The sequence below is a fragment of the Streptomyces sp. NPDC005899 genome, assembly GCF_040629645.1.
In the GTDB taxonomy this organism is placed as follows: Bacteria; Actinomycetota; Actinomycetes; order Streptomycetales; family Streptomycetaceae; genus Streptomyces.
Genome location: NZ_JBEXWB010000253.1, coordinates 1 through 9479, shown reverse-complemented (window position 1 = coordinate 9479; position 9479 = coordinate 1). Strand labels below are relative to the sequence as shown.

Below are 9479 nucleotides of genomic sequence, written 5' to 3'. Positions count from 1 at the left end.
GCGGATGCCCGGCAGGGCATCCGCAGCCGGCCGCTTTCCCGGTACTTCCGGCCTCACCCGAACAATGACGTAATTGATCTCCCCACCGGCGCAGAGGCGCTCTAGGCTCTGCCGTACCGCCGAGTCGCGCAGTGCGGGAACGGGCACCGCACGCGCGGGAACCAAGCAGCGGTACTTGAGCGCCGCTCCCGGACGGGAGCGCCGCCGGGCAAGGAGGGCCGCATGACCGTACGGCGAGTGATGGGCATCGAGACCGAGTACGGGATCTCCGTCCCCGGTCAACCCAACGCCAATGCCATGCTCACCTCGTCCCAGATCGTCAACGCCTACGCGGCGGCGATGCACCGGGCGCGCCGCGCCCGCTGGGATTTCGAGGAGGAGAATCCGCTGCGCGACGCGCGAGGCTTCGACCTCGCCCGTGAGACCGCCGACTCCAGCCAGCTCACCGACGAGGACATCGGCCTCGCCAACGTGATCCTCACCAACGGTGCCCGGCTCTACGTCGACCACGCGCATCCCGAATACAGCTCACCCGAGATCACCAACCCGATGGACGCGGTGCTCTGGGACAAGGCCGGCGAGCGCGTGATGGCGCAGGCCGCCGAGCGGGCCGCCGCGATCCCGGGGGCCCAGCCGATCCACCTCTACAAGAACAACACCGACAACAAGGGCGCGTCCTACGGCACGCACGAGAACTACCTGATGAAGAGGGAGACCCCCTTCTCGGACATCGTGCGCCATCTGACCCCGTTCTTCGTCTCCCGGCAGGTGGTGACCGGCGCCGGCCGGGTCGGCATCGGCCAGGACGGCAACGAGCACGGCTTCCAGATCAGTCAGCGGGCCGACTACTTCGAGGTGGAGGTCGGCCTCGAGACCACGCTGAAGCGCCCCATCATCAACACCCGCGACGAGCCGCACTCCGACGCCGAGAAGTACCGCCGGCTGCACGTGATCATCGGTGACGCGAACCTCTCCGAGATCTCGACGTACCTCAAGCTGGGCACGACCTCGCTGGTCCTGGCCATGATCGAGGACGGCTTCATCAACGTCGACCTCGCGGTCGACCAGCCGGTGCGGACCCTGCACCAGGTGTCGCACGACCCCTCGCTCCGGCAGCTGGTCACGCTCCGCAGCGGCCGGACACTGACCGCGGTGCAGTTGCAGATGGAGTACTTCGAGCTCGCCCGCAAGTACGTGGAGGAGCGGTACGGGGCGGACGCCGACGAGCAGACCAGGGACGTCCTGGCCCGCTGGGAGGACACGCTGAACCGTCTGGAGAACGACCCGATGAGCCTGTCGGGCGAGCTGGACTGGATCGCCAAGCGCGAGCTCATGGAGGGCTACCGGCGTCGTGACGGCCTGGACTGGGACGCGCCGCGCCTGCACCTCGTGGACCTCCAGTACGCCGACGTGCGGCCGGACAAGGGCCTGTACAACCGCCTGGCGGCCCGCGGGAAGATGAAGCGCCTGCTCGACGAGAACGACGTCGAGCGGGCCCGTACGAAGCCGCCCGAGGACACCAGGGCCTACTTCCGCGGCCGCTGCCTGGAGCAGTACGCCGACGACGTGGCCGCGGCCTCCTGGGACTCGGTCATCTTCGACCTGCCCGACCGTGACTCTCTGCAACGGGTGCCCACGATGGAACCGCTGCGGGGCACACGTGCCCACGTCGAGGACCTCCTGGACCGCTGCCGCACGGCAGAGGAACTGGTCCGCACGCTGACGGGGGGCTGAAAGGCGTCATGGCTGGGAATCAATGAGATGACCTGGGGATGTTGAGGAAACCACCGGGCCGATGTCGGACCCCGTAGGTAGGGTCTGATCAAGTGCTTCGAATGCTTCGAACCGAGCGGGGTGAGCTAGATGGCGACCAAGGACACCGGCGGCGGACAGCAGAAGGCGACGCGTTCCACCGAGGAGACCGAGGAGCAGGCGCAGGATGCGCAGGCGTCCGCGGACCTGCAGGAGCGCCAGGAGAAGCTGAGCGACGACGTGGACGACGTCCTCGACGAGATCGACGACGTGCTCGAGTCCAATGCCGAGGACTTCGTGCGCTCGTTCGTGCAGAAGGGCGGCGAGTAGCCCCGGGCCGGGCCCCGGGGACCGCTCGCCGACGGGCTTCCGCCGCGGCGGAAGCCCCGCGGGACGGCCCGCGCCCACGCGGTGCCGTCCCGTCCCGGCGCTTCCGCCCCGGGACGAGGTTGATCACCACCACGGGGCGGGTAGGGTCCGTGGCGTACTGCTTCAACTGCAATTCGGCCACCGGCAAGTTGGGGGATGATCCTGACTCCTTGCGCAGGGCCATCGCATACCTGGAGGGAAACGCGTGGAAGCCAACACTCGTAGCACCGGGCGTCTACCAGCTGCCTTCCTGACGCCGGGTTCGTCCTCGTTCATGGACTTCCTGTCCGACCACTCACCCGAGATCCTTCCCGGCAACCGCAGCCTGCCGCCGATGCAGGGCGCCGTGGAGGCGCCGCACGGCACGACCATCGTCGCGGCGTCGTTCCCCGGCGGTGTGGTCCTCGCCGGCGACCGGCGGGCGACCATGGGCAACATGATCGCGCAGCGCGACATCGAGAAGGTCTTCCCCGCCGACGAGTACTCCGCGGTGGGCATCGCGGGTACGGCCGGCCTCGCCGTGGAGATGGTGAAGCTGTTCCAGCTGGAGCTGGAGCACTTCGAGAAGGTCGAGGGCGCCACGCTCTCCCTCGAGGGCAAGGCGAACCGCCTCTCCACGATGATCCGCAGCAATCTGGCGATGGCCATGCAGGGCCTGGCGGTCGTCCCACTGTTCGCCGGGTACGACGTCGACCGGGGGAAGGGCCGGATCTTCTCGTACGACGTCACCGGGGGCCGTTCCGAGGAGCGCGGCTACGCGGCCACCGGATCCGGCTCCGTCTTCGCGCGCGGATCGATGAAGAAGCTGTTCCGCGACGACCTGACGGAGGAGCAGACACTCACGCTGGTCGTGCAGGCCCTGTACGACGCCGCCGACGACGACTCGGCGACCGGCGGCCCTGACGTGGCCCGCCGGATCTACCCGATCGTCACCGTCATCACCGACGAGGGCTTCCGCAGGCTGGACGACGCGGAATCCTCGGAGATCGCGCGCGCGATCCTGGAGCGCCGGCTCGAGCAGCCCGACGGCCCGCGCGCCGCGCTGCTCTGAGCGGGCGGGAAGCTTCCGAGATGCACTCGTCACTGACAGAAAGGGACGGATAGCCGGTGTCGACGCCGTTCTATGTCTCACCCCAGCAGGCCATGGCCGACCGAGCCGAGTACGCCCGCAAGGGCATCGCCCGCGGTCGCAGCCTGGTAGTGCTGCAGTACGCCGACGGCATCGTGTTCGTCGGCGAGAACCCGTCCCGCGCGTTGCACAAGTTCAGCGAGATCTACGACCGGATCGGGTTCGCCGCCGCCGGCAAGTACAACGAGTACGAGAACCTCCGCATCGGCGGCGTGCGCTACGCCGACCTGCGCGGATACACCTACGACCGTGACGACGTGACGGCCCGCGGACTGGCCAACGTCTACGCCCAGACGCTCGGCACCATCTTCTCCAGCCAGGCCGAGAAGCCGTACGAGGTCGAACTCGTGGTCGCCGAGGTCGGCGACGGTCCCGAGGGTGACCAGATCTACCGGCTGCCGCACGACGGTTCGATCGTGGACGAGCACGGCTCGGTCGCGGTCGGCGGCAACGCGGAGCAGATCAGCGGCTTCCTGGACCAGCGCCACCGCGACGGCATGTCGCTCGCCGAGGCGCTGAAGCTGGCGGTGCAGGCGCTGTCCCGCGAGGCCAACGGCAACGAGCGGGAGATCCCCGCCGAGCGGTTCGAGGTCGCGGTCCTGGACCGCACCCGGCCGCAGCAGCGCAAGTTCAAGCGGATCGTCGGACGGCAGCTGACACGGCTGCTCGACGCCGACGGCGCGGGGTCCACACCGACGGACGCGCCCTCGGACACCGAGGACGACACACCGCAGGGGCCCGCGGGGGGCGCCGGCACGCCCTCCACGCCGGAGTAGCGCGCCGCAGGTGCTCAACCGGTGCCCCCGGCCGCCGCGTACGGCGGCCGGGGGCACCGTCATGACCGGGCGCGGGCGGCCGGGGGCGGCGCGGTGGAGCCGCGGACGGTCAGCCGCACGGGCAGGTCGCCGCGCTCCGGCGGGCGGCCGTCCAGGACGGCGAGCAGCGCCCGCATGCCGCGCTCGCCCACCTCCTGGGCCGGCAGCCGCACGGTGGTGAGCTCCGGCTCCACTGCGGTGGCCAGGGCCAGGTCGTCGAAGCCGGTCACGGAGATGTCGTCGGGCACCGTGAGCCCGCGCCTGCGTACGGCCTTGCAGGCGCCGGCGGCCAGGATGTCGTCGTCGCAGACGATGGCCGTCGGCAGCGGCCCCGGGGCCGCCAGGAGTCTCTCCACCGCCTCCCGTCCGGCCCCCACGTCCAGCGCGGCCGGCACGGTCCGCACGGTGGCGTCCGGGACACCCGCGACGGCCCGGGCGAGCGCCTGGGCGCGCTCCGTGAAGGTCCAGGTGTGCACGGCGGACGCGAGGTGGACCAGGCGGCGGTGGCCCAGGCCCAGCAGGTGCTCCGCCACCTGGCGCATGCCGTCCGCGATGTCGAGGTTGACGTGGGCCGCCGGGCCCGGGTCGCCCGGATCGCTGTCCAGCATCACCAGGGGCAGGTCGGCGTCCCGCAGGGCCCCGAGGGCTCCGGCGGCCATGGAGGAGGCGATCACCCCGTCCAGGGCAGCGCGGGCCGAGGCGAACGGGTCCCGTGCCGGGCCGGCGCCGTCGGGTGACGGATACAGCACCACACCGAAGTCGTGCTCGGCCGCGACGGCGGCGGCCCCCGTGTGGACGCGGGCGAAGAACTCGTTGGTCAGCGCCGGCACGACGAGGAGGGCCGTGCGGGTGCGCCCCAGGCGCAGACTGCGGGCGGCGAGATTCGGCCGGTACCCCAGCGCCCTGGCGCTGTCGCGCACGCGCTCGGCGGTCGTTTCGGAGACCCGCCCGCGCCACTTCCCGCCGAGCACGAGCGAGACCGTCGCCTGGGACACGTCCGCCGCCCGGGCGACGTCACGGCTGGTGGGCCGGGGCGGGGCCGGCTGCTGCGCGCTGCTCACTCGTGCCTCCGTGCTGTACCGGGCAGGTGCCGTGGGATGGACTCGCGGACTGCGCACATGGTACGTATGGACGCGACGTTATACGTAAAACCCCGGCGTTGCGGGCACCAGGTGACGGCCGGCGGGGGAGAGAGGGCGGAACACATGGCCGCGGGATATCTGGACATCCTCCGGGCGCGGCACGCCGCCCGCCTGCTGACGGGGACACTGGTGGGGCGCCTGCCGAACGGCACCGCCCACATCGCCATCGTCCTGTTCACCCGGGCCGAGGGCGGCAGCTACACGCTGGCCGGCGCCCTGGCGGCCGCGTACGGCCTCGCCACGGCCGTGGGCCAGCCCCTGCTGGGCAGGGCCGTGGACCTCCACGGCCAGCCCCGCGTCCAGCTCCCCGCCGCGGTGCTCTCCGCGCTCGGTATGGCGCTCCTGGCCCTGGTGGGCCTCGACAGGCTCCCCCTGGCCTACGCGGCCGTGATCGTCGCCGGGGTCTTCACACCACCGCTGGAAGGCGGGCTGCGGGCCCTGTGGCCGACCGTCCTCGGCGGTGAGGACCGGGTCCACCGGGCCTACGCCATGGACGCCGTGGCCCAGGAGGTCATGTTCACCGTCGGGCCGCTCCTCGTGACGGTCCTCGTCTCCCTCTGGTCGCCGTCCGCAGCCCTCCTGGTCATCAACGCCATAGGCGTCCTCGGCGCACTGTCCGTGGTGCTCTGCGAGCCGTCCCGCACCTGGCGCTCCGCCCCCCGGGAGGCGCACTGGCTCGGCGCGCTCCGCTCCCCGGGGCTGCTGGCGCTCCTCGGCGCGTTCTTCTTCGTCGGACTGGCGCTCGGTTCCATCACCGTCGCGGGCGTCGCGTACGCCGACGACCACGGCAGGGAGTCCGTGTACGGCTGGCTGATGGCGGCGCTCGGCCTCGGAGCGCTGGTCGGCGGCTCGCTGTACGGGGCCCGGCAGTGGGCCGGGGCGCCCGAGCGCCGGCTCCGGGTCGTCGTCGCGCTGCTGGCGCTCGGCTATCTGCCGCTGACGCTCACGCCCGGGGTGCCGGCCATGACCGCGCTGTCCGCGCTGGCGGGAGTGTTCCTGGCGCCGGCGATCGCCTGCTCCTTCATCGTCGTGGACCGGCACGCGCCCCGGGGCACGGTCACGGAGGCGTTCTCCTGGCTCGTCACGACGTTCGGGGTGGGGGCGGCGGCCGGAACGGCGGTGGCGGGCCCGGCCGCCGAGCTCGGGGGGACGGCGTGGAGCTTCGCCGTCGCCGGGGCCGGGGGAGTGGCCGCCCTGCTGGTCCTGCTGACCACCGGAAGGGTCCTCGCAGCTCCCGGCCGTACCCCCGGCCCCGCGGCCGCGGTCGTGGCCGGATCGGAAAATGATCGAAACGGTGCTGCCGAACCCGGTTTCAGCTCAGGCCGTAAGGCGTAATGTTCAGTCATGGACCGCCGCATTTTCGGGCTGGAGAACGAGTACGGCGTCACGTGCACGTTCAGGGGACAGCGCCGACTGTCACCTGACGAAGTGGCGCGCTACCTCTTCCGCCGTGTCGTGTCATGGGGCCGCAGCAGCAACGTCTTCCTGCGGAACGGCGCCCGCCTCTATCTCGACGTGGGATCGCATCCGGAATACGCAACGCCGGAATGCGACAACGTGACCGAGCTGGTCACGCACGACAAGGCCGGCGAGCGCATTCTCGAGGGCCTGCTCGTCGACGCCGAACGCCGCCTGCACGAGGAGGGAATCGCGGGCGACGTCTATCTCTTCAAGAACAACACCGACTCGGCGGGAAACTCCTACGGATGCCACGAGAACTACCTCGTGGCCCGGCACGGAGAATTCTCCCGGCTCGCGGACATCCTCATTCCCTTCCTCGTCACCCGGCAGCTGATCTGCGGTGCCGGAAAGGTGCTGCAGACCCCGCGCGGGGCCGTCTACTGCGTCAGCCAGCGTGCCGAGCACATCTGGGAGGGCGTCAGCTCCGCGACGACGCGCTCCCGCCCCATCATCAACACCAGGGACGAACCGCACGCCGACGCCGAGCGGTACCGCCGCCTCCACGTCATCGTCGGTGACTCCAACATGTCCGAGACGACCATGCTGCTCAAGGTCGGCGCCACCGACCTCGTGCTGCGCATGATCGAGGCCGGCACGGTGATGCGCGACCTCACCCTGGAGAACCCGATCCGGGCCATCCGCGAGGTCAGCCACGACATCACCGGGCAGCGCAAGGTGCGCCTCGCCAGCGGCCGTGAGGCCTCGGCCATAGAGGTGCAGCGCGAGTACTACGAGAAGGCCGTCGACTTCGTCGACCGCCGGGGCATCCGCACCGGCACGGTCGCCCAGGTCCTCGAGCTGTGGGGCCGCACGCTGGACGCCATCGAGGCCGAGGACCTCGACCGGATCGGCACCGAGATCGACTGGGTCATGAAGTACCAGCTCATCGAGCGGTACCGGGCCAAGCACAACATGACCATGTCCAACCCGAGGGTCGCGCAGATAGACCTCGCCTACCACGACATCCACCGGCGGCGAGGGCTCTACTACCTCCTGGAGCGCAAGGGCCAGGCAGCCCGCATCTGCAACGACATGAAGATCTTCGAGGGCAAGTCCGTGCCCCCGCAGACGACCAGGGCACGGCTGCGCGGCGACTTCATCCGCCGGGCCCAGGAGCAGCGGCGGGACTTCACCGTCGACTGGGTCCACCTCAAGCTCAACGACCAGGCCCAGCGCACCGTCCTGTGCAAGGACCCCTTCCGTTCCGTCGACGACCGGGTCGAGAAGCTGATCGCGGGCATGTGATCCAGGACCGGGCGCGTCCCGGCCGTGAGCGACAGGGCCCCGTACGTTCCTCGTGCGGGGCCCCTCGCTCGGCCTAGAGTGTCGGGAACCGTCCATGTGCCGTCTGAGATCTGAGGAACCCGTGCGCCGACTTGCCGGCCTTCTCGTCGTCCCCCTGCTGCTGCTGTCCGCGGCCGCTTGCGGCGACGACAAGGCCTCCGACTCCGCCTCGTCCACGAACGGAGCTCCCGCGATCACCGCGGGGGAGAAGTTCGGCGAGAAGCCCACCCTGGCCAAGGGCGAGGGCGATCCCCCCAAGGAGCTGAAGACCCATGTCATCAGTGAGGGTGACGGCGCGAAGCTGAAGAACGGCGACGCCATCCAGGTCAACTACCTCGGGCAGGCATGGGACTCCACCAAGCCGTTCGACAACAGCTTCGACCGCAAGCAGCCGTTCGACCTGACGCTCGGTGCCGGCATGGTCATCCAGGGCTGGGACAAGGGCCTGGCCGGACAGAAGGTCGGCAGCCGCGTCGAGCTGGTCATCCCGCCGGACCTCGGCTACGGAGAGCAGGGCCAGGGCGACATCAAGCCCAACTCCACCCTCGTCTTCGTCGTGGACATCCTGAAGGCCCAGCAGATCCCCGCCTCCGCCAAGGGCACCGCGGTCGCCCAGGACGACATCGACCTGCCGAAGGTCGGCACCAACACCGACGGCAAGGCGCCGACCGTCACCATCCCCAAGAGCGATCCGCCCAAGAAGCTGGTCTCCAACTACGTCCTGGAGGCCAAGGGTGACGTCATCAAGGCGACCGACAGCGTCGTCGTGAACTACGTGGGCCTGCTCTGGAAGGGCTCCAAGCCGTTCGACAGCACGTACCAGGCGGGCAAGACACAGACCTTCCCGCTGGCCCAGGTCACCCTGAAGGGTCTGAAGAACGGCCTGGTCGGCAAGACGGTCGGCAGCCGGGTGCTGCTCGTCGTGCCGCCGGACCAGGGCTTCGGCGACCAGGCCCAGCAGGCCGTCCCCGCCAAGTCGACGCTCGTCTTCGCCGTGGACATCCTCGCGAAGATGTAAGACTGTCCCGGTTGCGCAGTTCATCATTCAGAGGAGCAAGTCAGTGAGCATCGAGAAGCCCGAGATCGACTTCCCGGGTGGCGAGCCGCCGGCCGACCTGGAGATCAAGGACATCTGGGAAGGCGACGGACCGGTGGCCCAGGCGGGCCAGACCGTCTCCGTGCACTATGTCGGCGTGGCGTTCTCGACCGGCGAGGAGTTCGACGCGTCCTGGAACCGCGGCACCCCCCTGCAGTTCCAGCTCGGTGCCGGCCAGGTCATCGCGGGCTGGGACCAGGGCGTGCAGGGCATGAAGGTCGGCGGACGCCGCCAGCTCACCATCCCCGCGCACCTCGCCTACGGTGACCGCGGCGCGGGCGGCGGCGCCATCGCCCCGGGCGAGACGCTGATCTTCGTCTGCGACCTGGTCGGCGTCTGACGCCGACCGCACAGGAGCGAGGGCCCGCGCCGCAAGGCGCGGGCCCTGCCCTTGGTCCCGGCCCCCCCGCGCCGGAGCGGCGCGCGGCGGA

The 9479-nt window shown here is 70.5% G+C and carries 9 protein-coding genes and 1 pseudogene; 9 read left to right on the top strand and 1 reads right to left on the bottom strand.

The genetic code is table 11. The annotated features are described in order from the left end of the window. The first annotated feature begins 222 nt into the window (after positions 1 to 222). The 5 genes and pseudogenes from dop to prcA all read left to right on the top strand — a co-directional run bounded on the left by dop (position 223) and on the right by prcA (position 4026). Positions 223 to 1734, top strand: a complete 1512-nt coding sequence (gene dop / locus ABZ371_RS23755) for a depupylase/deamidase Dop (RefSeq protein ID WP_358683025.1) — start codon at positions 223 to 225, stop codon at positions 1732 to 1734. A 129-nt stretch (positions 1735 to 1863) separates the two neighbouring features. Beyond that, positions 1864 to 2082 (top strand): ubiquitin-like protein Pup, encoded by a 219-nt coding sequence (locus ABZ371_RS23750; protein WP_307127892.1) that lies wholly within the window; start codon positions 1864 to 1866, stop codon positions 2080 to 2082. Between the two features lie 118 nt (positions 2083 to 2200). Then, positions 2201 to 2375 (top strand): annotated as a pseudogene (locus ABZ371_RS23745) (endonuclease domain-containing protein); the annotation flags it as partial. Then, on the top strand, positions 2327 to 3172 hold the full coding sequence (prcB, locus tag ABZ371_RS23740; protein WP_358683022.1) for a proteasome subunit beta: 846 nt from the start codon (positions 2327 to 2329) through the stop codon (positions 3170 to 3172). The pseudogene ABZ371_RS23745 and the gene prcB, both read left to right, overlap by 49 nt. 56 nt (positions 3173 to 3228) lie before the next feature. Then, positions 3229 to 4026 (top strand): proteasome subunit alpha, encoded by a 798-nt coding sequence (gene prcA / locus ABZ371_RS23735; RefSeq protein ID WP_358683020.1) that lies wholly within the window; start codon positions 3229 to 3231, stop codon positions 4024 to 4026. A gap of 59 nt (positions 4027 to 4085) precedes the next feature. On the opposite strand, the gene ABZ371_RS23730 is transcribed toward prcA, so the two are convergent. Beyond that, positions 4086 to 5126 carry a LacI family DNA-binding transcriptional regulator gene (locus tag ABZ371_RS23730; RefSeq protein ID WP_358683018.1) on the bottom strand — a complete coding sequence of 347 codons (1041 nt, stop codon included), beginning with the start codon at positions 5124 to 5126 and terminating at the stop codon, positions 4086 to 4088. A gap of 144 nt (positions 5127 to 5270) precedes the next feature. Here ABZ371_RS23730 and ABZ371_RS23725 point away from each other — a divergent pair, with 144 nt between their 5' ends. From ABZ371_RS23725 to ABZ371_RS23710, 4 genes are all read left to right on the top strand, one after another. Beyond that, on the top strand, positions 5271 to 6542 hold the full coding sequence (locus ABZ371_RS23725) for an MFS transporter (protein ID WP_358683016.1): 1272 nt from the start codon (positions 5271 to 5273) through the stop codon (positions 6540 to 6542). A 9-nt stretch (positions 6543 to 6551) separates the two neighbouring features. Beyond that, the gene (pafA, locus tag ABZ371_RS23720) at positions 6552 to 7913 is read left to right on the top strand and encodes a Pup--protein ligase (RefSeq protein WP_358683014.1); all 1362 of its coding nucleotides are present in this window, start codon (positions 6552 to 6554) and stop codon (positions 7911 to 7913) included. Between the two features lie 121 nt (positions 7914 to 8034). Continuing rightward, positions 8035 to 8970, top strand: coding sequence for an FKBP-type peptidyl-prolyl cis-trans isomerase (locus tag ABZ371_RS23715; RefSeq protein ID WP_358683012.1), 936 nt, complete (start codon positions 8035 to 8037; stop codon positions 8968 to 8970). Positions 8971 to 9013: 43 nt separating this feature from the next. Beyond that, positions 9014 to 9388 carry an FKBP-type peptidyl-prolyl cis-trans isomerase gene (locus ABZ371_RS23710; RefSeq protein WP_358683010.1) on the top strand — a complete coding sequence of 125 codons (375 nt, stop codon included), beginning with the start codon at positions 9014 to 9016 and terminating at the stop codon, positions 9386 to 9388. Positions 9389 to 9479 lie beyond the last annotated feature (91 nt).

Bases quoted from the DNA above. Each gene is read 5' to 3' on its own strand.
- dop (WP_358683025.1), top strand. From the start codon at position 223: ATGACCGTACGGCGAGTGATGGGCATCGAGACCGAGTACGGGATCTCC.
- ABZ371_RS23750 (WP_307127892.1), top strand. From the start codon at position 1,864: ATGGCGACCAAGGACACCGGCGGCGGACAGCAGAAGGCGACGCGTTCC.
- ABZ371_RS23725 (WP_358683016.1), top strand. From the start codon at position 5,271: ATGGCCGCGGGATATCTGGACATCCTCCGGGCGCGGCACGCCGCCCGC.
- pafA (WP_358683014.1), top strand. From the start codon at position 6,552: ATGGACCGCCGCATTTTCGGGCTGGAGAACGAGTACGGCGTCACGTGC.